The organism is Jiangella endophytica (genome assembly GCF_003427025.1).
GTDB lineage: Bacteria > Actinomycetota > Actinomycetes > Jiangellales > Jiangellaceae > Jiangella > Jiangella endophytica.
This window is the reverse complement of sequence record NZ_QVAI01000022.1, coordinates 23490-49863: the sequence shown is the minus strand read 5'-3', so window position 1 is coordinate 49863 and position 26374 is coordinate 23490. Positions and strand designations below refer to the sequence as shown.

Annotated in this window: 16 protein-coding genes; 11 read left to right on the top strand and 5 right to left on the bottom strand. The window is 73.3% G+C overall.

Annotation, left to right across the window (positions count from 1 at the left end):
• Nucleotides 1–8: 8 nt before the first annotated feature.
• From DZA62_RS30675 to DZA62_RS30660, 4 genes are all read left to right on the top strand, one after another.
• Entirely contained in the window at nucleotides 9–2951 is a 2943-nt protein-coding gene (locus DZA62_RS30675) for a family 78 glycoside hydrolase catalytic domain (protein WP_198664378.1), read from the top strand.
• Nucleotides 2952–3120: 169 nt separating this feature from the next.
• Entirely contained in the window at nucleotides 3121–7833 is a 4713-nt protein-coding gene (locus DZA62_RS30670) for a golvesin C-terminal-like domain-containing protein (protein WP_157988013.1), read from the top strand.
• A gap of 14 nt (nucleotides 7834–7847) precedes the next feature.
• Complete coding sequence (locus DZA62_RS30665) at nucleotides 7848–12539, top strand: golvesin C-terminal-like domain-containing protein (protein WP_157988012.1); 4692 nt, start codon at nucleotides 7848–7850, stop codon at nucleotides 12537–12539.
• Nucleotides 12540–12561: 22 nt separating this feature from the next.
• Nucleotides 12562–13692: a mandelate racemase/muconate lactonizing enzyme family protein gene (locus tag DZA62_RS30660; RefSeq protein ID WP_116952769.1), complete on the top strand. Its 1131-nt coding sequence runs from the start codon at nucleotides 12562–12564 to the stop codon at nucleotides 13690–13692.
• 83 nt (nucleotides 13693–13775) lie between these two features.
• On the opposite strand, the gene map is transcribed toward DZA62_RS30660, so the two are convergent.
• Complete coding sequence (gene map, locus DZA62_RS30655) at nucleotides 13776–14543, bottom strand: type I methionyl aminopeptidase (RefSeq protein ID WP_116952768.1); 768 nt, start codon at nucleotides 14541–14543, stop codon at nucleotides 13776–13778.
• Between the two features lie 18 nt (nucleotides 14544–14561).
• Nucleotides 14562–15299: an SDR family NAD(P)-dependent oxidoreductase gene (locus DZA62_RS30650; protein WP_198664376.1), complete on the bottom strand. Its 738-nt coding sequence runs from the start codon at nucleotides 15297–15299 to the stop codon at nucleotides 14562–14564.
• Between the two features lie 55 nt (nucleotides 15300–15354).
• Between DZA62_RS30650 and DZA62_RS30645 the strand changes: the two genes are divergently transcribed.
• Nucleotides 15355–16515 carry a mandelate racemase/muconate lactonizing enzyme family protein gene (locus tag DZA62_RS30645; RefSeq protein WP_116952766.1) on the top strand — a complete coding sequence of 387 codons (1161 nt, stop codon included), beginning with the start codon at nucleotides 15355–15357 and terminating at the stop codon, nucleotides 16513–16515.
• Nucleotides 16516–16522: 7 nt separating this feature from the next.
• Nucleotides 16523–17293 (top strand): NAD-dependent epimerase/dehydratase family protein, encoded by a 771-nt coding sequence (locus DZA62_RS30640; RefSeq protein ID WP_157988011.1) that lies wholly within the window; start codon nucleotides 16523–16525, stop codon nucleotides 17291–17293.
• 11 nt (nucleotides 17294–17304) lie between these two features.
• On the opposite strand, the gene DZA62_RS37725 is transcribed toward DZA62_RS30640, so the two are convergent.
• Entirely contained in the window at nucleotides 17305–20208 is a 2904-nt protein-coding gene (locus DZA62_RS37725; protein WP_198664375.1) for a helix-turn-helix transcriptional regulator, read from the bottom strand.
• 70 nt (nucleotides 20209–20278) lie between these two features.
• A complete protein-coding gene (locus DZA62_RS36040) occupies nucleotides 20279–20452 on the bottom strand; it encodes a hypothetical protein (protein WP_157988010.1) in 174 nt (57 codons plus the stop codon).
• Nucleotides 20453–20748: 296 nt separating this feature from the next.
• Here DZA62_RS36040 and DZA62_RS30630 point away from each other — a divergent pair, with 296 nt between their 5' ends.
• From DZA62_RS30630 to DZA62_RS30610, 5 genes are read left to right on the top strand one after another with little or no spacing between them, the layout of a single operon-like run.
• Nucleotides 20749–21618, top strand: a complete 870-nt coding sequence (locus tag DZA62_RS30630) for an ABC transporter ATP-binding protein (RefSeq protein ID WP_116952763.1) — start codon at nucleotides 20749–20751, stop codon at nucleotides 21616–21618.
• The gene (locus tag DZA62_RS30625) at nucleotides 21615–22433 is read left to right on the top strand and encodes an ABC transporter permease (protein WP_116952762.1); all 819 of its coding nucleotides are present in this window, start codon (nucleotides 21615–21617) and stop codon (nucleotides 22431–22433) included. The genes DZA62_RS30630 and DZA62_RS30625 overlap by 4 nt, the downstream gene beginning before the upstream one ends.
• Nucleotides 22409–23662 carry a sensor histidine kinase gene (locus DZA62_RS30620; RefSeq protein ID WP_157988009.1) on the top strand — a complete coding sequence of 418 codons (1254 nt, stop codon included), beginning with the start codon at nucleotides 22409–22411 and terminating at the stop codon, nucleotides 23660–23662. Before DZA62_RS30625 ends, DZA62_RS30620 begins: the two co-directional genes overlap by 25 nt.
• An 11-nt stretch (nucleotides 23663–23673) precedes the next feature.
• The gene (locus DZA62_RS30615; RefSeq protein WP_116952760.1) at nucleotides 23674–24324 is read left to right on the top strand and encodes a response regulator; all 651 of its coding nucleotides are present in this window, start codon (nucleotides 23674–23676) and stop codon (nucleotides 24322–24324) included.
• 23 nt (nucleotides 24325–24347) lie between these two features.
• On the top strand, nucleotides 24348–25517 hold the full coding sequence (locus DZA62_RS30610; protein WP_198664374.1) for an ROK family glucokinase: 1170 nt from the start codon (nucleotides 24348–24350) through the stop codon (nucleotides 25515–25517).
• 8 nt (nucleotides 25518–25525) lie between these two features.
• Here the strand turns inward: DZA62_RS30610 and DZA62_RS30605 are convergent, their stop codons facing one another.
• Complete coding sequence (locus DZA62_RS30605; protein ID WP_116952758.1) at nucleotides 25526–26374, bottom strand: 3-hydroxyacyl-CoA dehydrogenase family protein; 849 nt, start codon at nucleotides 26372–26374, stop codon at nucleotides 25526–25528.

Sequence of the window (26374 nt, the reverse complement as noted above, 5' to 3'; positions counted from 1 at the left end):
TGCCGGCCTTGACCACTGAGGCAGCCTGGATCTGGGACGGCCACGAGGACAGCCCGCGCAATGCCTGGCGTTGCTTCGTGCGCAGCTTCGCCATGCCGTCCGGCGTGACCGCGGCGGAGTTGCGGATCACGGCCGACGCCCGCTACGTGGCCTACGTCAACGGTGTCGTCGTCGGTGACGGTCCGGTGCGCGGCTATACCGAGCGGTGGCGGATGGATACCTGGGACATCAGCCGGCTGTTGCGGCCGACCGGCCCGAACACCGTTGCCGTCCTGGTGCACCATCCGGGCGTGAGTACGTTCTCCTACCGGCGGGCCCGTGGCGGGTTGCTGGCGGAACTCCGCTTCGAGGGGGACTCCGCCGGCACCATCGGCACCGACGGCTCCTGGCTCACGGCGCCCCATACGGGGTACGACAGCCGGGCCAACCGCATGTCGATGCAGCTCGGTTTCACCGAGCTGTTCGACGCTCGCCGGTTGACCGCCGACTGGACCACGGGTGCCATCCCGGACGAGGACGGCTGGTCCCCCGCACGCGTCATCGGGCCGGCCGGCATGGCGCCCTGGCGCACGATCGAGTCCCGCGACATCCCGCCGCTCACCCGGCGGCGGGTCACGGCGACGAGCGTCTGCGCACTCGGCACGCTCACCGCCTTCCACGAGTCCCGCGTGGTGGATCTGCGCACCGTCATGGATCCGTCGTCACCGGACCATGCCAATCGGGTGGCCTACGCCGGCTTCCTCGTCTTCGGGCTGCGGCTGACCCGCCGCGCGGAGGTGACACTGGCATTCGCCGGCGGGGATGTCGGGACGACGACCAACCCGCTGGCCATCGGTGGCTCCTGGGTGTCGCCCGATGAGTTCTACGACGGCGCACCCAGACTCAGGTGCCTGCGCCGTACCCTGGCGGCCGGCGACCACCTCGTCGTCGTCGACGTGTCCCGCCGGGACCACGGAACCGCGTTCCGGGTCGCCGCGCACGGCGATGCCACGGGAACCGTGTCGTTCGTCCCACCCAGCGGCGGCTCGGCGGAGTTCGTCGTGATCGGCCCTCTCGGCGACCCCGGCGTGCCGCATCCGTTGATCCCGGACCGGCCGCTGTTCCCCCGCGTCCCCGCGATCCCGGCCGAGCTGCGCGCGGCGGTCGGCGCCATCCGCACCGGGGACGAGCTCCTGGCTGCCCACCCGAGCGTTCGAGCAGTGCCGAGCGCACTCGTCTGCCCGGTCGACGTCATGGTCAACTCGGCATCGCCACCGGCACGGCAGGCGATGCGGGTGCCGCGGGCCTGGAGCCGTGTGGACGGTGAGAGGCCGGTCTCGGTGCCCGTGACCGGCGATGCCGACTGCGAGCTGGTCTTCGATCTGGGTCACGCGACGACCGGCTTCGTGAGCATCGAGGTCGACGCACCGGCCGGGACGGTCATCGACATCTGCGGATTCGAGTGGATGGCCGGCGGCGCTCGTGAGTACACCATCCACGCCGACAACACGGACAACTCCTTCCGCTATGTGGCGCGTGCCGGGCGCCAGCGTTACGTGTCGCCCGTTCGGCGTGGGATGAGGTACTGCCAGCTGATCGTTCGACGACCGGCCGGCGCGCCCGAGGCGCAGGTCGTCGTGCATGACGTCTCGGTCATCGAGAGTGTCTATCCCGCGTCGCCGGGCAGCTTCGAGTGCTCGGATCCGGTGCTGAACGATGTCTGGAGGATGTCCCAGCGCACGGTGCGGGCGTGCATGCTCGACGTCTACGTGGACAGTCCCGTCTACGAGCAGGCGGCCTGGGTCGGGGACCTCTACACCAGCGCACTGAGTGCTCAGTACGCGGTGGGTGGGTCCGAGCAGCTGACCGAACGCTGCCTGAGGCTCGCCGCCGACTCGGCGATCCAGACGCCGCTCATCAACTCCCACTCGGTGTCAGGCTGGGACAACGTCATCCCCAACTGGACGTTTCTGTGGGTCGTGGCCTGTCGCGATCTGTGGCGCCGCACGGGCGACACCGGATTCCTGGAGTCCGTGTGGCCGGCTGTCTGGACGGCCTTGGAGTCGTTCCGGGAGCACTGCGAGGACGGCCTGCTCGACATCGAGGCGTGGAACTTCATCGACTGGGCGCCCCTCGACCAGCCTAACGAGGGTGTCGTGACGCACCAGAACTGCCTGCTGGTGATGGCCCTCGACGCGGCCACGGAGCTGGCGGCGGCCCTCGGGCGGCCTGAGGCCGCGATCGCGCGGGCGACCGCCGCGGAGCTGTCGGCGGCGATCAACGCCACACTGTGGTCGCCCGATGCGGATGCGTACATCGACTGCGTCCACGCCGGCGGCCGCCGCTCCGATGTCGTCAGCGTGCACACGCAGGTGCTGGCCGTCTTCTCCGGCGTCGCGACCGGACGACGACGCAGCCGGCTCATCGACCTCGTCGCCGATCCGCCGCCTGACTGGGTGCCCATCGGCAGCGCCTGGATGTCGACGTTCCTGTACGACGTTCTGGCCGGCGCTGGTCGCGTCCAGGAGATGGTCGACCTGATCCGCCGCCACTTCGGGCTGATGCTGGAGCACGGCGCCACGACGTGCTGGGAGACGTTCCCCCGCGCAAGACCCGACGGCCGGCTGACACGCAGTCACTGCCACGCCTGGTCGGCGACCCCGGCCCGCTTCCTTCCGGCCTCGGTCCTTGGTGTGCGGCCGACGGCCGCCGGCTGGTCCCGGCTGCTCGTAGCACCGGAGCCGGTGGACCTCGCCTGGGCGCGCGGCCGCGTCCCACTCGCCGGGGGCGACCACGTCGACGTCTCGTGGACCCGTAGCGGCGCCACCCTCGACCTGCGCGTCACGGCACCGGACCACATTCGCGTCGACGCCAGGCTCCCCGACGGCTTCGACGGCACCGTGGCCATCGCCACGTGCCCCACCAGAACTGATACCTCGATCAAGGTCTTGACGCCACCGCAATTAGGATGAAACATCTGTTATGTGCATTCCGTCAGCATATCGCCGATGCCGCATGACGGGATCATCTCGAGAGTGGGCCCGTCCCACGAGACGCCGACACCCCAGACACTCGTAAGCCTGGCGCGCACAAGCCCGCAGAACGAGACTCCTTGCCCTCCGAGAGATGGAGCTGCGAGACATGAACGAAGCAGTCGTCGTCCAGGATCAGATTCGTGCGGCCATGTCCCGCCGCACCGCGATCCGCCTGCTCGTCGGCGCGGCCGTGCTGCCGCCGCTGGTGAACGCGTTCGGCATCTCGACCGCGTCCGCCACCACGCCCGCCGCGGACGGACAGCCGCCGCTGCCGGACGCGCTGCGCCGGTTGGCGCTCCCGAGCCTGGTCACCGAGCCGGTCGCCACCATCACCGGCGACCGGCACCGGGTGACGTTCCACCGCGCCGCCTGGGACGGCGGCCACACGTTCGTCCGTGACCTGGAGGTGCGCACGCCCGGCGGCGACTGGCTGCCCGTCACCGAGTCCCGGTTCGACGAGCAGTGGATCGTCCTGACCGGCGACGACGGCAACCCGACCGACTACTACACGTCGATGACGCCGAACTGGGTGGCCTTCGACTCGCTCGCGCAGCTCGACGCGCAGACCGTCGAGCTGCGCAGCACACCGCCCGGCGGCTACGACCTCACCGTCCGCTGGTCGCTGTCCGGGGCGAACCCGGAGCTGCAGTGGACGCTCACCGCGGGCTCCGCCGGCCACTACGTCGTCGGCTACCAGTCGGTCGACGCGGTGACGCCGGACGACGTCGACGAAGTGCTGTGCGGCTCCTGGCAGCACGCCCGGGTCATCGGCGGAGCCCAGTCGCTCGGCGCCTGGGAGCTGTTCGCGCCGATGTCGCTCACCCAGCGGCGCATCGGCGACCACGACGTCACCCTCGGCGTCTACACACCCGGCGAGGTGCTGCTGTTCGAGCACGAGCGCGAGCCGGGCCCGGACGGCCAGCCGTTCGGCATGAGCCTGCGCAACGACGACCGCGACGTCCAGCCGGTGCTCTTCGCGCCGCAGGCCGGGCGCCGGACGCCGCTGGCAGCCGGCGAGAGCCGCGGGTACGCGTTCGGGCTCTACGCCGCCGCCGGCACCGTCTACGAGTCCTATACCGACCTCGTCCGCCACGAGTACGGCTACACGGACTACCGGCGCAACGTCTACGACACGTCGCTCACCGACACCGTCCACCACCTCATCGACCTGCTGATGGTGGAGCCCGACGGCGACGACAGCGAGTCGTTCGTGCCGTCGTTCAGCGGCTGGTGGAACCGGGCCAAGGGGTTCGTCGACATCGAGAACGACCAGGCCGTACGGACGCCCATCGCCGGCGTCCTGCTGTCGGCGTACCACCTGACCGGCAACGACGCGCTGTACGAGCGTCGCGCCCGGCCGCTCGTCGAGTACCACCTGTCGCGCGCCAACCACGGCAGCACACCGGTGAAGGGCGCACCGGTGTACGGCAACCCCGATCTCTACCGCATCGGCCGGATCCCCGGCGACGCCTCGACCCTGGTCCCGCTGTACGAGCAGACGCGTGGGCAGAACGCCGGCATCCACGCGCTGGCGATGGACCTCATCCGGCAACGGCCCGCGCGCGACGCCCGCACCCCGATGAGCACCCCGCTGCAGGCCTACGTACTCACCGGCAACGAGGCCTACCTGGCCGAGGCCCGGGCGGAGGCGCGCCGGCTGATCCGGGACCAGATCATGCGGCCGTACACGACGAACGCCGCCGAGAACGAGTTCGGCTACCACTACGTGAAGGCCTGGACCGAGCTGCTCGTGCTGTTCGAGCTGACCGGCGAGCAGGAGTTCCTGGACGGCTCGTACCGCGAGGCACAGCGCTATCTCGGCGTCATGAACGTGCGGCCGGTCCCGGACACCACCGTCACCGTGCCGAACCAGCCCTTCATCGACAACCAGATCGACTGGTGGAACACCCCGCTGCTGCCGGACTACCCGCAGACGACGGTGCCGAGCGAGGAGGTGCCGGCCTGGATGGTGTCGTCGTCCGGGGTCACGTTCGAGCAGCTGTCGACCTACAAGACCTCCGCGGGCCGGGTGAACCCGGGCGGCGGTTTTACCTGGATCCCGGCCTGGGCGCCGTTCCTCCTCCGCCTCGCCCACCACACCGGCGACGACCTGTTCCGCGACGTGGCGCACAACCTGGTGGTCGGCCGGTTCACCAACTACCCCGGCTACTACAACCGCCAGTTCAGCGTCGCCCACATGAAGCCGGACTTCCCCTACCAGGGTCCGCCCGGGGCCGGCGGCATCTACTTCCACCACATCCCCGGCCAGCTCGGACTCGCGCTGGACTACTTGATCACCGAGCACCACACCCGCTCGGGCGGCGCGATCGACTTCCCGCGCCAGTTCGAGACCAACTACGTGTTCTTCAAGTACTCGACCTACGGGCACGCGCCCGGCACGTTCTACGGTGAGGACGGTGTCTGGCCGTACTTCCCCAAGGGCATCGTCAGCGTGGACAACCCGCAGGTCAACTGGCTGACGGCGGTCGGCAACGGCAGCCTGTACATCAGCCTGACGAACGAGAGCGAGACCGCCGAGCGGGTCACCGTCGACGTCGCCACGCCGGTCACCGGGCTCGCGCGCCGCGACGCCAAACGGGTCGAGGTGCTGGGTGGCGGCGCCGGGGTCCGGCCGGCTCAGACCCTGCGTGGAGGACGGCTCACCGCGACGGTGCCGGCCAAGGGCATCACCGCGCTCGTCGTCCGCGACGTCGACCTCAGCGCACCGTGGCAGTGGACCTCCGACGCCGCCGACCAGGGCCCGGACAGCCACCACCACGCCTTCCTCGACCCCGGGACCGGGACCGGCCTGGTCCGCGCGGTCCTGCTGGTGCGCCCGGACCGGTCCGGGTACGACGCCTACGTGCAGGCCGACACCGAGACGACGGCCCAGTTGCACTACGCCTTCGGCGACGGCGCGGCCCAGCAGGCGCCGGCGAAGGTCTTCCCGTTCGAATGGACGATCCCGGTCGACGATCTCACCACGCCCTTCACGTTCCGGGTCGTCGCGGGCGCACAGGCGACCGCGGACCACACGCTGCGGCTGCCGGCGTCCGTCACCGGCGCGGTGCCGCCGGGGACGCCGGCCGTGGGTGAGCTGACCACGTCGCCCGACACCACGCCGGGCGATGTCGTCCGGGTCCGGGCACGGGTGCGCGCCGGGTCGGCCGCGCTGGCCGGCGCGTCGGTGGCGCTGACCGTGCCGTCCGGATGGACGGCCGCGCCGGTGGGCGAGGTGCCGGCGTCGGTGCCGGCCGGCGGCTTCGCGGACTGGACCTTCGACGTCACCGCGCCGGAGGACGCCACCGGCAGCGTCGAGCTGACCGCCACCGCACGGTGGACGGGCGGAAGCACCGCTCTCGCCCCGGCCCCTGTCGAGGTACTGCCGCCGCTCAAGATCCCCGCGCTGATCGCCGCCCCGGCCGAGCTCGCCGAGCCCGGCGACGCGTTCGAGCTGACCGCCGCCGTCCTGAACGTCGGCCCGCTGCGGCGTTCGGGCACGCTGCGGGTGAGCGTACCGGCGGGCTGGCAGGCGTCGCCCGCGGAGATCGGGTTCGACGTGCCCGGGCGCGAGGAGCGCGAGTACACCGTCACGGTCACGTCGGCCGCGAGCGCCCAGCCCGGCACCGCTCACCGCATCACCGTCGCCGCGGACGGATCGGCGCAGCAGGCGGTCACCGTCCGGCTCGCCGGGACCGACATCATCGTCGACAACGCCGACCCGTGGCCGCGGTACGTCGAGACCGGCTGGTGGCTGCCCAGCACCCTGGCCGGCTGGAACCGCACCGCGTCCCGGTTCAGCGAGGAGGGCCGGCTCGGCGGCACGGCGACCTGGACCCCGGAGTTGCCCGCCGACGGCGCCTACGACGTCGCCGTCTGGTATCCGTCGAACGTGGAGACCACGCGGGCGGCGGTCTACGTCGTCCACCACGCCGACGGCGAGGACGAAGTGGTCGTCGACCAGCAGCAGGACGCCAACGGCTGGCGGACCCTCGGCCGGTTCCGGTTCGCGGCCGGCACCGGCGGGTTCGTGCGCATCGAGGTGCGCAACCCCGGCTTCCACCGGGTCGACGCGGCCCGGTTCCTCCCGGTCGACGCTGCGGCGCTGCTGCCGGTGGTGTCCGGGCTGGCCGCCGCGGACGTCACCGGTCCCGGCGGGACGACCACGCTGACGGCGTCGCTGCGCGCCCAGAACGGCACCCCGGCACGGGGCACGGCCACGCTGGCCACCCCGGCCGGCTGGGCGGTCGCGCCCGCCGAGATCCCGGTCGACCTGGCCGGCGGCGCCACGACGACCCTGGAGTTCGAGCTGACGGCGCCGGCGAACGCGACGGCGGGGTCCCTGCACGAGATCGCCCTGTCCGCGGCCGGCGCCGGGGCGGCGATCGCCGTGGCCGTCGGGACGCCCGACCCCACTGCCGCCGTCGTCGTCGACGACGAGGACGCCGGGTACATCGAGACCGGTGGCTGGAGCGCCAGCAGTCTGCTCGGCCACGACGGCAGCCGGTCGCGGTTCGCCGGTGGCGCCACGGGCGCGGTCGCCACGTGGTCCCCGCAGCTCGCGGCGGCCGGCCGCTACCGCGTCAGCGTCTGGTACCCGACCAACTCGACGACCACCAGGGCGGCCGTCTACACCGTCGTGACCTCCGACGGCGACCAGAACGTCGTCGTCGACCAGCAAGAGGGAGGCGCGAGCTGGCGGCCACTGGCCATCGTCGATCTGGACCCCACGACCGCGGCGGTCCGGCTGGCCGCGCAGAACAGCGGCCACCATCGTGCCGACGCGGCCCGGTTCGAGCCCGTCGTGCCCGCGCAGTGAGATCGGAGGCCGTGATGAACGCCACCCCGTCCCTGTCCCGCCGCACGGCGATCCGCCTGCTGGTCGGCGCGGCCGTGCTGCCGCCGGTGGTGAACGCGTTCGGGATCTCGACCGCGTCCGCCACGACCCCCGCCGCGGACGCTCAGGCGCCGCTGCCGGACGCGCTGCGCCGGCTGCCGATGCCGAACCTGGTCACCGAGCCGGTCGCCACCATCACCGGCGACCGGCACCGGGTGACGTTCCACCGCGCCGCCTGGGACGGCGGCCACACGTTCGTCCGTGACCTGGAGGTGCGCACGTCCGGTGGCTGGCTGCGCGTCACCGACCCCGGGTCCCGGTTCGACGAGCAGTGGATCGTGCTGAGCGGCGACGACGGCAACCCGACCGACTACTACACGTCGATGACGCCGAACTGGGTGGCCTTCGACTCCCTTGTGCAGCTCGACGCGCAGACCGTCGAGCTGCGCAGCACCCCGCCGGGCGGCTACGACCTCACCGTCCGCTGGTCCTTGGCCGGCGCCAACCCGGAGCTGCAATGGACGCTCACCGCGGCCGCCGCCGGCCACTACGTCGTCGGCTACCAGTCGGTCGACGCCGTCACCCCGGACGACGTCGACGAGGTGCTCTGCGGGTCGCGGCAACACGCCCGGGTGATCGAGGGCGCGCAGGCACTGGGCGCGTGGGAGCTGTTCGCGCCGATGTCGCTGACGCAGCGGCGCATCGGCGACCACGACGTCACGCTGGGCGTGTACACACCCGGCGAGGTGCTGCTGTTCGAGCACGAGCGGGAGCTCATGCCGGATGGCCAGCCGTTCGGGATGAGCCTGCGCAACGACGACCGCGACGTGCAGCCCGTGGTGTTCGCGCCGCAGGCCGGCCGGACGACGGCGCTGGCGGCGGGCGAGCGGCGCGGCTACGCGTTCGGGCTCTACGCCGGGGCCGGGAGCCTCTACGAGGCCTACGCCGACCTCACCCGCCACGAGTACGGTTACAGCGCCTACCGGCGCAACGTCTACGACACGTCGCTGACCGACACCGTCCACCACCTCGTCGACCTGGTGCTGGACGAGGGCGAAGGCGACGACAGCGAGTCGTTCGTGCCGTCGTACAGCGGCTGGTGGAACCGGGCGAAGGGGTTCGTCGACATCGAGAACGACCAGGCCGTGCGCACGGCGATCGCGGGCGTGCTGCTGTCGGCGTACTACCTGACCGGCGACGACGCGCTGTACGAGCGGCGGGCCCGGCCACTGGTGGAGTACCACGTGTCGCGGGCGAACCACGGCAGCACGCCGGTGCCCGGCAAGACCGTCTACGGCAACCCGAACCTGTACCGCATCGGCCGGATCCCCGGCGACGCCTCGACCCTGGTGCCGCTGTACGAGCTGACCCGCGGGCAGAACGCCGGCATCCACCGGCTGGCCCGCGAGCTCATCGCGCAGAACCCGCCGCGCGACGGCCGCACCCCGGTCAGCACGCCGCTGCAGGCCTACGTGCTCACCGGCAACGAGGCGCACCTGGCCGAGGCCCGGGCCGAGGCACGCCGCTACATCCGCGACCAGATCGCCCGCCCGTACACGACCAACCAGGCCGAGAACGGCTTCGGCTACAACTACGTCAAGGGCTGGACCGAGCTGCTGGAGCTGTTCGAGCTGACCGGCGAGCGGGAGTTCCTCGACGGCGCCTACCGTGAGGCGCAGCGCCACCTGAGCGTCATCCAGGTGCGGCCGGTGCCGGACACCACCGTCACCGTGCCGAACCAGCCCTTCATCGACGACCAGGGCGACCGCTGGACGACCGAGATCATGCCGGACTACCCGGTGACGACGGTCGAGTCCGAGGAGGTCCCGGCCTGGATGGTCTCGACCAGCGGTGCGACGTTCGAGCAGCTGTCGACGTACAAGGTGGCGGCCGGGCGGGTGAACCCGGGCGGCGGTTTCACCTGGATCCCGGCGTGGGCGCCGTTCTTCCTGCGGCTGGCCCGGCACACCGGCGACGACCTGTTCCGCGACGTGGCGCACAACCTGGTGGTCGGCCGGTTCACCAACTACCCCGGCTACTACAACCGCCAGTTCACCGTCACACAGCTCAAGCCGGACTTCCCCTACCAGGGGCCGCCCGGGGTGAGCACGATCTTCTTCCACCACATCCCGGGCCAGCTCGGGCTGGCGCTGGACTACCTGATCACCGAGCATCTGACCCGCTCGGGCGGCGCGATCGACTTCCCTCGCCAGTTCGAGACGAACTACGTGTTCTTCAAGTACTCGACGTTCGGGCACGCGCCCGGCACCTTCCACGGTGAGGACGGCGTCTGGCCGTACTTCCCCAAGGGGCTGGTGGTGCTCGACAACCCGCAGGTCAACTGGCTGACGGCGGTCGGCAACGGCAGCCTGTACATCAGCCTGACGAACGAGAGCGACGCCGACGAGCGGGTGACGATCGACGTCGCCACGGCGGGCACCGGGCTGCCCCGGCGGGCCCGCAACCGGGTCGAGGTGCTCAGCGGCGAGGTCCTCCACGGCGCTGCGACGCTGCGCGGCGGCCGGCTCACGACGACGGTGCCGGCGAAGGGGCACGCGGCGCTGGTGGTGCGCGACGTCGACATCGACGTGCCGTGGCACTGGACGAGTGACGGCCCCGATCGCGGGACGGACAGCCACCACGACGAGTACCTCGACCCGGCGGCGAACGACGGCCTCGTGCGGGCGATGCTGCTGGTGCGCCCGGACCGCTCCGGCTACGACGCGTACGTGCAGGCCGACGTCGAGGAGCCGGCAGCGAGGCTGTCCTATGCGATCGGCGACGACGCATGGCAGCAGGCGCCGGCCAAGGTGTTCCCGTTCGAGTGGACGATCCCGGTCGACGGCCTGACCACGCCGTTCACGTACCAGGTCAGCTCCGGGCCGCGGACGACGGCCGAGCACACGCTGCGGCTCCCGGTCGCCGTGACCGGCGTGGTACCGAACGGGACGGCTGCCGCCGGTGAGCTGAGCACGGCGCCGGACACCACGCCGGGCGACGTCGTCCGGGTCCGGGCGCGGGTGCGAGCCGGGTCGGCCGAGCTGGCCGGCGCGGCGGTGGCGCTGACCGTGCCGTCCGGATGGACCGCGGCGCGGTTGGGCGAGGCACCGGCGTCGGTGCCGGCCGGCGGCTTCGCGGACTGGACCTTCGACGTCACCGCCCCGGCGACAGCGAGCGGGACGGTCACCCTGGCGGGCACGGCGACGTGGACCGGTGGGAGCGCCGAGCTGAGATCGTCCGACGTCGAGGTGCTGACGCCGCTCAAGCTGACGGCGCTGGCAGCCGCGCCGGCCGAGCTCGTCGAACCCGGCGACGCGTCGGAGCTGACCGTCGCGGTGCTGAACCGCGGACCGCTGCCGCGAACGGGCACCCTGCGGGTGACGGCGCCGGCGGGTTGGCAGGCGTCGCCCGCGGAGATCGGGTTCGACCTGCCGGGACGCGAGGAGCGCGAGTACACCGTGACGGTCACGTCGGCCGCGAGCGCCGCGCCCGGCAGTACCCACCGGGTCACCGTCGCCGCCGACGGCGTGGGCGAGCGCGGCGTCACCGTGCGCCTGGCCGGGACCGACATCATCGTCGACGACGCCGACCCGTGGCCGCGGTACGTCGAGACCGGCTGGTGGCTGGCCAGCACGCTGGCCGGCTGGAACGGCACGGCCACGCGGTACAACGAGGAGGAGCGCTACGGCGGCACCGCGACGTGGCGGCCGGAGCTGCCCGCCGACGGCCGCTACGACGTCGCCGTCTGGTACCCGACGAATCCCGCCACCACGCGGGAAGCCGTCTACGTCGTCCACCACGCCGACGGCGAGGAGGAGATCGTCGTCGACCAGCAGCAGGACGCCAACGGCTGGCGCACGCTCGGCCGGTACCGGTTCACCGCCGGGTCGGACGGCTACGTGCGGGCGATCGTGCGCCACCCCGGCTTCCACCGCATCGACGCCGCCCGGTTCCAGCCCGTCGACCAGGCCGCGGCCGTGCCGGTGGTGTCCGCGCTGGCCGCGGCCGACGTCGCCGGGCCGGGCGGGACGACGACGCTGACGGCGACGCTGCGCGCCCCCGACGGCACGCCGGTGCAGGGGACGGCGCGCGTGGCCGCTCCGGCCGGGTGGACCATGGCGCCGGCCGAGCTGCCGGTCGACCTCGCCGGCGGCGCCACGACGACGCTGGAGTTCACGCTGACGGCGCCCCCTGACGCCGCCGCCGGGACACTGCACGAACTCGTGCTCGTCGCCGCCGCGACGCGGGCGGCGCTCGCCGTCGCCATCGGGACCCCCGACCCGGCCGCCGCCGCGATCGTCGGACCCGACGACCCCGGCTACGCCGAGGAAGGCGTGTGGACGCCGAGCAGCCTGCCCGGCCACGACGGCGGGCGGACCCGGGTCAGCGGCGGCGGCAGCGGAGCGGTCGCCACGTGGACCCCGCAGCTCGCGGCGGCCGGCCGCTACCGAGTCAGCGTCTGGTACCCGACCAACTCGACGACCACCCGGGCGGCCGTCTACACCGTCGTGACCGCCGACGGCGACCAGAACGTCGTCGTCGACCAGCAAGAAGGTGGCGCCGAGTGGCGGCCACTGGCCATCGTTGACCTGGACCCCGCGACCGCGGCGGTCCGGCTGGCCGCGCAGAACAGCGGCCACCATCGTGCCGACGCGGCCCGGTTCGAGCCCGTCGTGCCCGCGCAGTGAGATCGGAGATCGAGTGAAGAGCATGGTGATCGCGGCGGTCGAGGCGTTCCCGCTCCGGCTGGCGCTGGACGGCACACCCGATCGCGGTGGCCCTGACTATCAGGCGCCGCACGAGCGGCCGACCATCTATTCGCCCAGCCGCGAGACGGTGTTCGTCCGCATCGAGACGACGGAAGGGCTGGTCGGCTGGGGTGAGGCGCTGGTGCCGGTCGGCCCGCGGGTGGTCGCCGCGATCGTCGAGGACCTGCTCACCCCGGTCCTGCTCGGCGCCGACGCGGCCGACGTGCGGCCGCTGCGGTTCCGGCTGGGCGAGCTGATGCGCGAACGTGGCCACCTCGGCGGGCATCAGGCCGACGCGCTGGCCGCCGTCGACATCGCGCTGTGGGACCTGCTCGGCCGGGCGACGGGACTGCCGGTGGCGGCCCTGCTCGGCGGCGCGTTCCAGCGGCGGATCCCCAGCTACCTCACCTCCGTCGGCACCACGACCACGCCGGAGGAGTTCAGGCGGCACTGGGACGGCGGCGTGCGCCGGTTCAAGCTGCACCTCGGCCCGGACGTCGACGCCGCGCTGGCGGTGTTCGACGCCGCGCAGGCGGTGCTGCCGGAGGCCGCGTTCGCCGTCGACGTGCACTGCCGGCTCGACGGCGCGTCCGGGCTGCGGCTGGCGCGCGAGCTGTCCGCGCGCGGCGCGTGGTTCCTCGAGTCGGCGCTGCCCGCCGAGCACGCCCGCGGGTACGCCGCGCTCGCCGCCGCCGCCGACCTGCCCATCGCGGCCGGCGAGGCGCACCGGCACCGCTACGAGGTCGCCGACTGGCTGGCGATCGATGCGCTGGACCTCTATCAGCCCGACATCGGCCGGACCGGCATCACCGAGGGCAACGCGATCGCGACGCTGGCCAACACCGCGTACCGGCCGATCCTGCCGCACCACTCGGCAGCGCTCGGGCTGGCGCTGGCCGCGGGACTGCACGTCGCGGCGGCGGCCGACAACGCGCCGTACTTCGAGTACTCACCGGGGACGGTCGCGCTCGCCAACGCGCTGCTGGCCGAGCCGATCGTCGCCGAGGCCGACGCGTACCTGCTGCCCGACGGTCCCGGCCTCGGCGTCGTGGTCGACGAGGACAAGGTCCGTGCCGCCGTCGTCGAACGCTGACCGGTTCGACCGCCCGCCCTGGGCGTTCGCCGTGGCCGCGACGGCGAACGACCGGGCGGGGCAGGCGTCGGCGCCGGCCGGCGTCAGAGCGCCGTCAGCACCTGGGCACCGTCCGGCGTGATGGCGATGGTGTGCTCGCTGTGAGCCGTCCGCGACCCGTCGGCGGAGCGGATCGTCCAGCCGTCCGGGTCGTAGACGATGCGGCTGGTGCCGGCGGCGAACCACGGCTCGACGGCGAACGTCAGCCCCGGTCGCAGCGGGTAGCCGCGGCCGCGGCGGCCGATGTTGGGGACGGCCAGGCCGTCCTCGTGCATCGTGCGGCCCACGCCGTGGCCGCCGAACTCGTCGTTGGGCGTGTAGCCGTAGGCGCCGGCGACCTCGGCGATCGCGGCCGAGACGTCGCCCAGCCGGGCACCGGGACGGGCCGCCGCGATACCGGCGGCCAGCGCCTCCTCGGTGGCCCGGATCAGCCGCTGGTCCTCCGCGCGCGGCGTCCCGGCGATCACGCTGATCGCGCTGTCGCCAACCCAGCCGTCCAGCGAGACGGCGAGGTCGAGGCTGAGCAGGTCGCCGTCGCGCACCACGGCGTCGTGCGGCAGGCCGTGCAGCACCGCGTCGTTGAGGGACAGGCAGATCACGTTGCGGAACGGCCCGTTCCCGAACGACGGCGCGTAGTCCCAGTAGCAGGAGACGCCGCCGCCGGCCGCGATCAGCTCGCGGGTACGGTGCTCGATGTCGAGCAGGTTCACCCCGGCTCGCACCATCGGGCGCAACTCATCGAGGATGGATGCGACCAGCCGTCCGGCCGCCCGCATCTTCGCGATCTCGGCCTCGGTCTTGAGCTCGATCATTCGACACCTCCGGTATTATCATACCGGAGGCAGGAACCTGGCGCGCATCTCGGGGCGGGCGAACGCCGACGGGCTGGCAATGGTGAGGCCGCCGTCGACCGGCAGGGCGACACCGGTCACGAACGAGGCGCCGTCGCCGGCGAGGAAGTGGACGACCTCGGCGACCTCGGCCGGGCGGCCGGTGCGGTACAGCGGATAACCCTCGGCCAGGGCGGGCCGGTCGTCCGCCTCGGTCGTGATGAGCCCGGGCACCACGGCGTTGACGCGGATGCCTCGCGGCCCGTACTCCAGCGCGAGCTGGCGGACCAGCCCTTCAAGCCCGGCCTTCGCGGCGGCGTAGGCGGGCAGCCACGGCGCCGCGACCCGTCCGTTCACCGAGGACACCGCGACGATCGAGGAACCCGGGGCGAGGTGCGGGAGCCCCTGCTTGCAGACCTGGAACGCCGTGGTCAGGACGGCGCCGAGGGCCGCCTGCCACTGCTCGTCGGTGGTCTCGACGAGGGGCGCGGTCGGCTGGGCCGCGGCCGCCGGCACGATGACGTCGAGCCGGCCGGCGCGATCGAGCACGGTGTCGACCACCTGCCGCGCACCTGCCGCGGTGGTGCAGTCGGCCTCGAGGTGCACGGCCAGCGACGGGTGCTCGAGCGGCTGGACACTGACGCCGACCACCGTGTCGCCACCGGCGGCGAACCGGTCGGCGATGGCGCGGCCGATCTCCGACGACGCACCGATCAACAGGACACCGCGACCGGACACCAGACCTCCTCAGACCTGCACAACTAGTGCATTATCAGCATGACATTATCACCATATGGATAACGAGCTGGGGCTGCCGATGAGGATCACCGAGGTCGAACCGCTGGTCATCGCCACGGTGACCGGTACGTATCTGCTGGTCGTCGTGCACACGGACGAGGGACTGCACGGCCTCGGCGAGGTCGGCATGAGGTCGCGGCCGCGCGCCGTGCTGGGCGCGCTGGCCGACTTCGCCGACCTCGCCGTCGGCACCGAGGCGCACCGCATCGAGGAGCTGTCGCAGCTGTTCCTGCGCGGCGGTTTCTTCCCCGCCGTCGGCGACGTCGCGGCGGCCGCGGCCGGCATCGACCTCGCGTTGTGGGACCTGCGCGGCAAGGCGCTCGGCGTCCCCGTCCACGAACTGCTCGGCGGCGCCGTCCGCGAGCACGTCCCCGCCTACGTGCACGTACAGGGGCGCGGGCTGGCGGAGTACCTCGACCACGCCCAGCAGCTGGTCGAGCAGGGCTGGCGGCACCTGCGGATCGGCCTGCAGCCGCCGGCCGAGCCGGTGCTGGAGCCGCGGGCGACGCTGCGCGAGAACATCACCGTCTTCCACGGCCTGCGCGACGCCCTCGGCGACGACGTCGAGCTGCTCGTCGACGTGCACACCCGGCTCGACCCGGCCGAAGCGGCGGTGTTCTGCCGCGAGATCGAGCCGGCCCGGCCGTTCTTCGTCGAGGACCCGCTGCGCGCGGAGAACCTCGACGCGTACCGGACGCTGCGGACCCGGACCGCGGTGCCGCTGGCGGCCGGCGAGCAGCTGACCACGCTGTGGGAGTTCCGCCCGCTGCTCGAGGGCGACCTCGTCGACCACGCCCGCATCGACCTCGCCAACACCGGCCTCTCCCAGGGCCGCAAGATCGCGGCGATGGCCGAGGCGCACCACATCCAGATCGCCACGCACAACCCGCTCGGCCCGGTCTGCACGGCGGCGTCCGCGCATCTGAACGTCACACTGCCGAACGTCAGCGTCCAGGAGCAGGGCCACCCGCACGGCTGGGCCGACGACCCGTTGGTGCCGGCCGGCCCGCTGATCGAGGCGGGTGCCGTCCGGCCGGGCGACGGACCGGGTTTCGGCGTGGAGATCGACCTGCCCGCGGCGCGCCGCGCGGCGGGCGGCGAGCTGGGGCCGCCGCCCCGCTACCGTCGTCCCGACGGATCGCTGACGAACTGGTGAGGTGCCCATGACCGCGGTGCTCGTGACCGGTGCGGCCGGAAAGGTCGCCGGGATGCTCCGGCCCGCCCTGGCCGGCCAGGTCCTGCGCGTCGTCGACACCCGCGACGTGACCGGCTGGGACGGCGCCGACGCCCGCACCGGCGACCTCGCCGACCCCGGCTTCACCGCCACGGCGGTCGAGGGGATGGACGCGATCGTGCACCTGGCCGCCAACCCGCACCCCGGCGCGACCTGGCCGGAGCTGCGCGGACCGAACGCCGACGCCGTCGTGACCCTGCTGGACGCGGCGTGGCGGGCGGGGGTCGCGAAGGTCGTGCTGGCCAGCTCGGTGCACGCGGTGGGCGGCTACGTCGCCGACGGACTGCCGGCCGGCACGCTGCTCGATCCGGCCTGGCCGGCGCGCCCGTGCTGCACGTACGGCTCGTCCAAGGTGTTCGCCGAGGCGTACGCCCGCAGCGTCGCCGACGGCGGTGGTCCGTCCGTGGTGTGCCTGCGCCTCGGCGGCGTGGTGCCGCGGCCGACCGACACCGGCAACCTGCTCGGCTGGCTCTCCCCCGGCGACCTGCGGCTGCTGGTGCGGGCGGCGCTGGCGGCGGACGTCCGGTACGGGTGCTACTTCGGGGTGTCGGCGAACACCCGGGGCGTGTTCGACTACGCGAACGCGGTGACCGAGCTGGGGTACCGGCCGGAATCGGACTCCGAGGCCTACGCCGCCGACGTCACCCCTGGCGACGGAGGCCTGTGCCGCTGGCGCGACGAGCGCGTCGCCGTCGGGTGAGCGACGGGCCGTCAGGAGGCGGCGGTGCCGAGGAGGCCGTCGCGGTGGGCGATGGCGGCGGCCTCGCCGCGGCCGGAGGCGCCCAGCTTGGCCAGGATGTTCGACACGTGCACGCTGGCCGTCTTGGCGCTGATGAACAGCTCTTCGCCGATCTCGCGGTTGCTCCGGCCCGCCGCCACCAGCCGGAGCACCTCGTGCTCGCGCACCGTCAGGCCGGACGGCACCGCCGGGAGGGGCACGCCGGAGACCAGCGGCAGGTGGGCCTGCCGGGAGAACGTGTCGATCCAGCCGCGGAACAGCGACGCCCCCAGCGAGTCGGCGACCGCGGCGGCCTGGCGTAGTTCGTCGAGCGCGCGATCGCGCCGGCCGGTCGCGACGAGGGCCTGGCCGAGCCGGAAGCCGGCGTACGGAACGAGGTGCACCGGTCCCTCGGCCGTGCGCAGTGCCGCCAGCGCGGTGTCCCAGGCGTCGGCGTCGGTGCCGCCGGCACCGGCCAGCTCGGCGTCGACCAGCACGGTCCAGACGCCGGCCGGCCAGCCGTGGGCCACCTGCGCGACGAGCGCCCGCAGCCACCGGGCGTCGGGCTCGAAGCCGGCGGCCCGGCCCGCGGCGCGGATGCGTGCCCCCAGCGCTTGTGCCCCGGCGAACGCCAGCGGCAGGTCGTAGCCCGGCACCGCGGCGTCGACCCGCGCCCCGACCTCGCCGGTGACGGCGGCCCAGGCCCGCTCGGCGTCGCCCTGCGCGAGCGCGACGTCTGCTTCGAGCCGGGCCACCAGCCGGCTGTCCTGCGGCAGCACGACCCGGCGGGTCATGCCGGCGCGCAGCCGCTCGACCGCCGCGGCAGCGGCGTCGACGTCGCCGCGCCAGAGGCCGAGCCAGGCCTGCAGGCCGATCATGTGCCGCTCGTGGTTGGGCGGCGGCACCAGCTCGAGGCCGCGCGCGATCATCCGCTCGGCCCGTTCCCAGTCGCCCAGCGCCAGCATCGGCTCGGCCGCGTTGCCGGCCAGCACCGCGCCCGACGTGCGCTTGCGGCCGCGCTGGCGGGCATGCTCGTAGCCCTCGGTAGCGACGTCGACGGCGTCGCGGTAGCGGCCGAGCAGGGTGTAGGCGTCGGACAGGTTGACGAAGTAGCGGTGCAGGTGGTCGGGCTCCGCGGCGGCCGTGGGCCCGGCCCGGCGCAGTTCGCCGAGCGCCTTCTCGGCGTCGCCCATGTGCACCCACGCGGTGCCCCTGGTGATCTGCGCGGACGCGACGATGCGGTCGAGGCCGACGACGCCGGCGACGCGTTCGACCTCGTCGACGACCTCGAGGGACTCGGCGAATCGCCAGTCGAGCATGAGCATGGTGGCCAGCCAGTCGAGCGCCTCGGCCCGCTGCACCGACGGCTCGGCCGGAATGAGCTCGCGCGCCTCCATGAGCGCCTCGATGGCCCCCGGCCGGCCGAGCCGGTTCTTCACGCTGCCCAGGTGGGCCAGCAGCCACCCGGCCCGGACCGGATCGGCGGACCGGTCGACGAGCCGCAGCCCCTCTTTGACCAGCGACAGCGTCCGTTCGGTCTCGCCCGCCGCGTAGGCCTCGGTGGCCGCCCGGATGAGGACGTCGAGGCGGTCGCTGCCGGCCACCCGCTCGGGCTCGGCCACCTGGTCCCACAGCTCCAACGCCCGCTCGAGCAGCTGCTGCGCAGTGGCGTGTGCATAGCTGCGCACCAGCTCGTCGGCGGCGGTGAGCGACCAGGTGAACGCGCGCTCGACGTCGTGGGCGGAGTACCAGTGGTGCGCGACCTCGGCCGCCGTGGGCGCGTTGGGCATCAGTTCGGGGTGCGCTTCGAGCGCCTGCGCGTAGCGGGCGTGCATGCGCGCGTGCTCGCCCGGGAGCATGTCGTCGTGCAGGGCCTCGCGCAGCAGCGCGTGCCGGAACGCATAGCCGTCGCCGTCGACCACGATGACGCCGGCGGAGACCGCCTCGCGCAGCGCGGTGTCGAGCGGCCCGGACTGCTCGTCGGCGACCAGCTCGAGAACGGAGTGGTCGACCCGGTTGCCGGCCGCCGACATCAGCCGCAGCAGCCGCTGGGTCTCCTCGGACAACGGCTCGACCCGCACCAGCAGGAGGTCGCGCAGCGACCCGGGCAGGGCGCCGCAGTCTTCGGCGTGGGCCAGCTCCTCGACGAAGAACGGGATGCCCTCGCTGCGCCGCACGACGCGGTCGACGTGGGTCCGCTCGGGCGGGCGGCCGAGCAGCTCGCGCAGCTGCAGCACGACCTCGTCGGCGTCGAGCCGGGGCAGGTCGACGCGGTGCACCTGGCGCAGGCGGTCGAGCTCGGCCAGCAGCGGGCGCAGCGGATGGCCGCGGTGCAGTTCGTCGGAGCGGTAGGTGGCGAGGATCGTCAGCCGGGTGTCGCGCACCCCGCGGACCAGGAAGCGCAGGAGGTCGCGCGTGGGGCTGTCGGCCCACTGCAGGTCCTCGAGCACCACCACCAGCGGGCGGTCGGCCGCCACCCGCTCGAACAGCGACGTGACCACCTCGTACAACCGGCCGCGGCCCTCGGGCCCCTCAGCGGGCGCCACCCCCAGCTCGGGCACCAGCCCGGCCAGCGCGTCGCCGCCCGGACCGGCCAGCTCGAGCAGCCGCTGCGCGCCGAACTCGGCGTGCAACCCGCGCAACGCGCCGACCAGCGGGGCGAACGCCGGCCCTTCGCCGTCGAGCGGGACTGACTGCCCCGCGACGGCCCGCGCGCCGCCCGCGACCACCTCGGCCACGAACTCCTCGGCCAGCCGCGTCTTGCCGATGCCGGCCTCGCCCCCGACGAGGACGGTGACCGGCTCGCCCGCGCATGCGCCGGCATGGGCCGCGCGGAGATCGGCGAGCTGCCGTTCCCTGCCGACGAGGCCCATGGTGCGGGTGACGTGAATGACCACGTCATTCATCCTGCCACCCGCTACCGACAGCCCCATCCGAATTTCCCTCCAGCAGATCCGCCGCCCCGGCTCAGGCGGTCCGGGCCCGGCCGCGTGCCGTGGCCCCGCCGGCCTTGCGACCCGCGCCGCGCCGGAGGACGGCCAGCGCCTGGCGGGCCAGCCCGTCGCTGCGTGCCTCGGCCTGCAGGTCGCGGGCCCGCTGGTCGTGGACGATCCGTGCCGCGTAGTCCCCGTGAATGCTCATGATGCTCGGCTCCTCGCCATCCTCGTGCGCTCTGTCAACGAGCATGGTTCTGAGGCGCCGTGTGACGCATCGGGAGACTGCCGCATTGTGGCCGCCCGGAATCGTCTAAGGCACCCTGAGGCCCCGTCTAAGGTGGCCCGGACGGACCTCGGTCCGCCCGGCACCGGCCGCGTACGCCACCAGGGGCGCGGCGGCATCCCTCACCCCCGACCCGGGGGTGGGTCCACCGGACGGTGGACACCGGATCCCACCGCGCGGTGCTCGTGGCGAGCGCGGCCGGGCCGCATCGTGGAGTCATGAGCACATCCACCGCCATCCGCGTCCGCGGCCTGCGCAAGACCTACGCCGGAGTCGCCGCCGTCGACGGCCTGGACCTCGACGTGGCGCACGGCGAGGTCTTCGCCCTGCTGGGGCCCAACGGCGCCGGCAAGACCACCACCGTCGAGATCCTCGAGGGCTACCGCCGGCGCGACGCCGGCGAGGTCAGCGTGCTCGGCGCCGACCCGGCCCGGCCGGACCCCGGCTGGCGGGCCCGCATCGGCATCGTGCTGCAGAGCTCCGGCGGCCACGACGAGCTGTCCGTGCAGGAGCTGGTGCACCACTTCGCCGGCTACTACCCCGACGCGCGCGACCCCGACGAGGTCATCGCCGCCGTCGGGCTCGACGAGAAGCGCGCCACCCGCGCGCGGCACCTCTCCGGCGGCCAGCGCCGCCGGCTCGACGTCGCGCTGGGCATCCTGGGCAGTCCGGCGCTGCTCTTCCTCGACGAGCCCACCACCGGGTTCGACCCGGAGGCGCGGCGGGAGTTCTGGTCGCTCATCACCGCGCTCGCCGACGGCGGCACCACGATCATCCTCACCACCCACTACCTCGACGAGGCCGAGCACCTGGCCGGCCGCGTCGGCGTCATCACCGGCGGGCGCATCGTCGCGCTGGACACACCGGACCGCCTCGGCGGGCGCCACCACGACCAGGCGGTCGTGCAATGGACCGAGGACGGCCGGCAGCGGACCGAGCGGACCGCGGAGCCGACGGCGCTCGTCACGGCCCTGGCGCACCGCCTGGGTGGCGAGGTGCCCGGCCTCGCCGTCAGCCGGCCCACCCTGGAGGACGTCTACCTGCGGCTCATCGGCGAGCCGGCCCAGACCCTGGAGGTCGTGTCATGAGCACCGCCGTGAGCCCCGCCCGGATCGCCATGTCGCGCGCGTCGCTCGAGACCAGGAGCTACTTCCGCGAGCGCGACTCGCTGATCTTCTCCTTCCTGTTCCCGGTCATCATGCTGGGCATCTTCGCCGTCGCGTTCGGCGGCGAGGACGTCGGAGAGAGCAGCGGCCCCCCGATCGACTTCGCCCAGTACTTCCTGCCCGGCATGGTCGCCTCCGGCATCATGCTGGTCAGCTTCCAGACGCTGGCGATCAGCCTGGCCATCGAGCGCGAGGACGGCACGCTCAAGCGGCTGCGCGGCACGCCGATGCCCCCGGTGTCGTACTTCCTCGGCAAGGTCGGCATGATCCTCGTCGTCGGGCTGAGCCAGATCGTGCTCCTGCTCGCGGTGGCCGCGCTGGCGTTCGGCGTCGACCTGCCGACGGAGCCGGCGAAGTGGCTGACGTTCGCCTGGTGCTACGTGCTCGGCACGGCCGGCGGCGCCGTCCTGGGCATCGCGTACTCGTCGGTGCCGCGCTCGGCGAAGAGCGCGTCCGCCGTCGTCGTGGGGCCGCTGCTCGTGCTGCAATTCATCTCGGGTGTGTTCTTCGTCTTCAGCGACCTGCCAAGCTGGCTGCAGAACGTCGCCTCGGTGTTCCCGCTCAAGTGGCTGGCCCAGGGCATGCGTTCGGTGTTCTTGCCCGAGCACTTCGAGGAACTGGAGGCATCCGGATCATGGCAGCACGGCCCGACGGCGCTGATCCTGTCGCTCTGGCTGATCGTGGGTCTGGTGATCTGCGTCCGGACGTTCCGGTGGCAGCGCAGGGACGACGGCTGACGCCCGGCGACGCCGACCCGGTGCGCGGGAGCGTCGCCGAGCTGGACGCGTTCTGGCAGCGCACCACGGTCGCCTGGCACACCGTCTACCTCGGTCTGCTGGGGCTGCTCGCGCTGATCATCGGCAGCTCCGCCGACCTGTCCAGCAGCGACCGGCTGACCGGCCTGCTCACGGTGACGACGATGGTGGTCGTCTACCTGCTGATCGGCCGGCGCCTGCTGGGCGCCGAGGAGCGCAGCTGGCAGGCGGCGCTCCAGCTGGTGATCAGCTGGAGCTGCCTGTACCTGCTGATCGGCCTGGGCATCTTCGACGCGTACTTCCTGTTGTTCGGGCTGATCCCGCACATCTGGGTGCTGCTGTCGACGCGCTGGGCCGTCGGCGCGACGTTCGTGTTGCTGTCCGGCCTGGCCGTCGTCGAGGTCGGCCGCGACGGCTGGACGACCGACGCGATCCGCGACGTCGCGCCGCAGATCGCGCTGCAGATCGGGCTGTCACTGCTGATGGGCCTGTTCATCACGCACGTGTTCATCCAGGCGGAGAAGCGCGCCACGCTCATCGACGAACTGGAGCGCACCCGCACCGAGCTGGCCCAGCTGGAGCACTCCCGCGGCGTGCTGGCCGAGCGCGAGCGGCTCTCGCACGAGATCCACGACACCCTGGCCCAGGGCTTCACCAGCATCCTCACGCTGGCGCAGGCCATCGAGGTGGCCCTGGACCGTGACGCCGGCGCCGTCCGCCACCGGCTGGCGCTGCTGGAGCAGACCGCCCGCGACAACCTCGCCGAGGCGCGGGCGCTGGTCAGCTCGCTGGCTCCGGTCAGCCTGCAGGACGCCTCGCTGCCCGAGGCGATCGAGCGCATCGCCGGCCGGTTCGCCGACGAGACCGGGCTCGAGGTCGACCTGCAGGTCGACGGCTCGGGTCCACCGCTCCCGGCGAACGTCGAGGTCGTCCTGCTGCGCACGGCCCAGGAGGCGCTGACGAACGTGCGCAAGCACGCCGGCGCCCGCCGGGTCATCGTCGCGCTGCGGTTCCGGCCCGGGCCGTCGGGCGCCGCCACGGTCGCCGTCGTCGACGACGGGCGCGGCTTCCGGCCCGGTGCCGCACAGGACGGCTACGGGCTGCGCGGCATGCGCGCGCGGGTCGAGCAGGTGGGCGGCCGGCTCGACATCGTCAGCGCGCCGGCCGCCGGGACCACCGTCCGTGCCACCGTCGGACTGGTACCGGGGTAGCGTGGGCGGCCGTGACGACGTTGCGGCTGCTGCTGGTCGACGACCACCCGGTCGTGCGGACGGGATTGGCCGGCATGCTCGGCGCCGAGGACGACCTCGAGGTGGTCGGTGAGGCCGGTGACGGCGAGGAGGCGCTGGTCATGGCCCGCCGGCTGCGGCCCGACGTCATCCTGATGGACCTGCGCATGCCGCGGCTCGACGGCGCCGAGGCCACGGCGCGCATCCTGGCCGAGCTGCCGGGCATCCGGATCCTGGTGCTCACCACGTACGACACCGACTCCGACATCGTCCGCGCGGTCGAGGCCGGCGCCACCGGGTACCTGCTCAAGGACACCCCACGGGTGGACCTCGCCGCGGCCGTCCGCGCGGCACACCGCGGCGAGACCATCCTGGCGCCGCCGGTGGCCGCACGGCTGGTGAACCGCCTGCGGGGGCCGTCGGTGCCGCCGCTGACGCCCCGCGAGCGCGAGGTGCTGGCCGCGGTCGCCACCGGGCTGTCCAACGCCGACGTCGGCCGGGCGCTGCACATCGGCGAGGCGACGGTGAAGACCCACCTGCTGCGGGTCTTCGCCAAGCTCGGCGTCGACGATCGCACCGCCGCCGTGACGACGGCCTACGCGCTGGGCATCCTGGCCCCGCCGGGGTCGTCCCCGGGGCCCTGACCATGCCCGGCCATACTGTGGGCATGTCTCCAACCCGGACACGGGTGTCCCGGCTGGCGCTGCGGCCCACCATCGGCATCGACATCGGCGGCACGAAGGTCGCCGCCGGCGTCGTCGACGCCGACGGCACCATCATCGAGCGCACCCGCCGCGAGACGCCGAGCAAGAGCAAGAGCCCCCGCGTCGTCGAGGACACCATCGCCGACGTCGTCGCCGAGCTCGGCGCGCGCCACCACGTGCTGGCCGTCGGCATCGGCGCCGCCGGCTTCGTCGACGGCACCCAGTCCTCGGTGCTGTTCGCACCCCACCTCGCCTGGCGTAACGAACCACTGCGCGACGCCGTCCAGCGGCGCATCGGGCTGCCGGTCGTCGTCGACAACGACGCCAACGCCGCGCTGTGGGCCGAGTGCCGCTTCGGCGCCGCCCAGGGCGAGTCGCACGTCGTGTGCGTCAACCTCGGCACCGGCATCGGCGGCGGTGTCGTCCTCGACGGCGTCCTGCACCGCGGCCGCTTCGGCGTCGCCGGCGAGTTCGGCCACATGGTCGTCGTGCCGGGCGGACATCGCTGCGAGTGCGGCAACCGCGGCTGCTGGGAGCAGTACGCCAGCGGCAACGTGCTGATCCGTGAGGCGCGCGAGCTGGTGCTCAACGGCTCCCCCGTCGCCTACCGCATCGCCGAGACCTGCGAAGGCGACCCGTCGCGCATCACCGGCCCGATGATCAGCGACCTGGCCGCCCAGGGCGACCCGGCCGCGCTGGAGCTGCTGGAGGACATCGGGCACTGGCTGGGCGTCGGCCTCGCCAATCTGGCCGCCGCGTTCGACCCCGGCCTGTTCGTCATCGGCGGCGGCGTCTCCGACGTCGGCGACCTGCTGCTGGACCCGGCCCGGACGACGTTCCGGCGCACGCTGACAGGGCGCGGTTTCCGGCCCGAGGCGCAGGTCGTCCGCGCGGCGCTGGGCAACGACGCCGGGCTGATCGGCGCCGCCGACCTCGCCCGCCGCGGCGGCTCGCGGCGGCGCGACCGCGCCAAGCTGGTCACCACGCGGCTGCTGCTGCCGCGGCGCCGCGAGGCCGACGGCAACGGCACCTCCATCCGGCGCAGCTCGCGCCGCGCCGGCGGCACCGGTACCGCCATCGACCCGATGGGAGTCCGCCGCTCCACCGGCGCCTGGCGCCGCAGCACCCCCTGATCGGTGCGTCAGTACGAGTAGAAGCCGTGGCCGGTCTTGCGGCCGTGCTCACCGGCGTCGACCATGCGGCGCAGCAGCTCGGGCGGGAAGAACTTGGCGTCGGCGGTCTCGTCCCAGATGTTCGACGTGGCATGGTGCAGGACGTCGACGCCGGTGAGGTCGGTGGTGGCCAGCGGCCCCATGGCGTGCCCGAAACCGAGCCTGCAGGCGAGGTCGATGTCCTCGGCCGACGCGACGCCGGACTCGTAGAGCTTCACCGCCTCGACGACGAGCACGCTGATGAGCCGCGTGGTGACGAACCCGGCGACGTCGCGGTTGACGACGATGCAGGTCTTGCCCGCGGACTCCGCGAACTCGCGCGCCGTCGCCAGCGTGGCGTCGGACGTGTGCAGGCCGCGCACGAGCTCGCACAGCGCCATCATCGGCACCGGCGAGAAGAAGTGGGTGCCCACGACCGACTCCGGCCGTTGCGTGGCGGCGGCGATCTTGGTGATCGGGATGGCGCTGGTGTTGGTGGCCAGGACCGCGCCGTCGCGGCAGCTGCGGTCCAGCTCGGCGAACAGCTCGCGCTTCGCGTCGACGTTCTCGAACACCGCCTCGACGACGATGTCGGCCTCGGCGACGGCGTCGAGGTCGGTCGTCGTGGTGATGCGGGCCAGCGCGGCGTCGCGGTCGGCCTCGGACAGCCGGTCCTTCTCGACGAACTTCGCGGTGCTGGCCTCGATGGCGGCGCGGCCCCGGGCGACGGCGGCGGCGTCGAGGTCGCGCAGCACGACGTCCCAGCCGCCGGTGGCCGCCACCTGGGCGATGCCCGAGCCCATGAGGCCGGCTCCGACGACGGCCACGCTGCGCCCCAT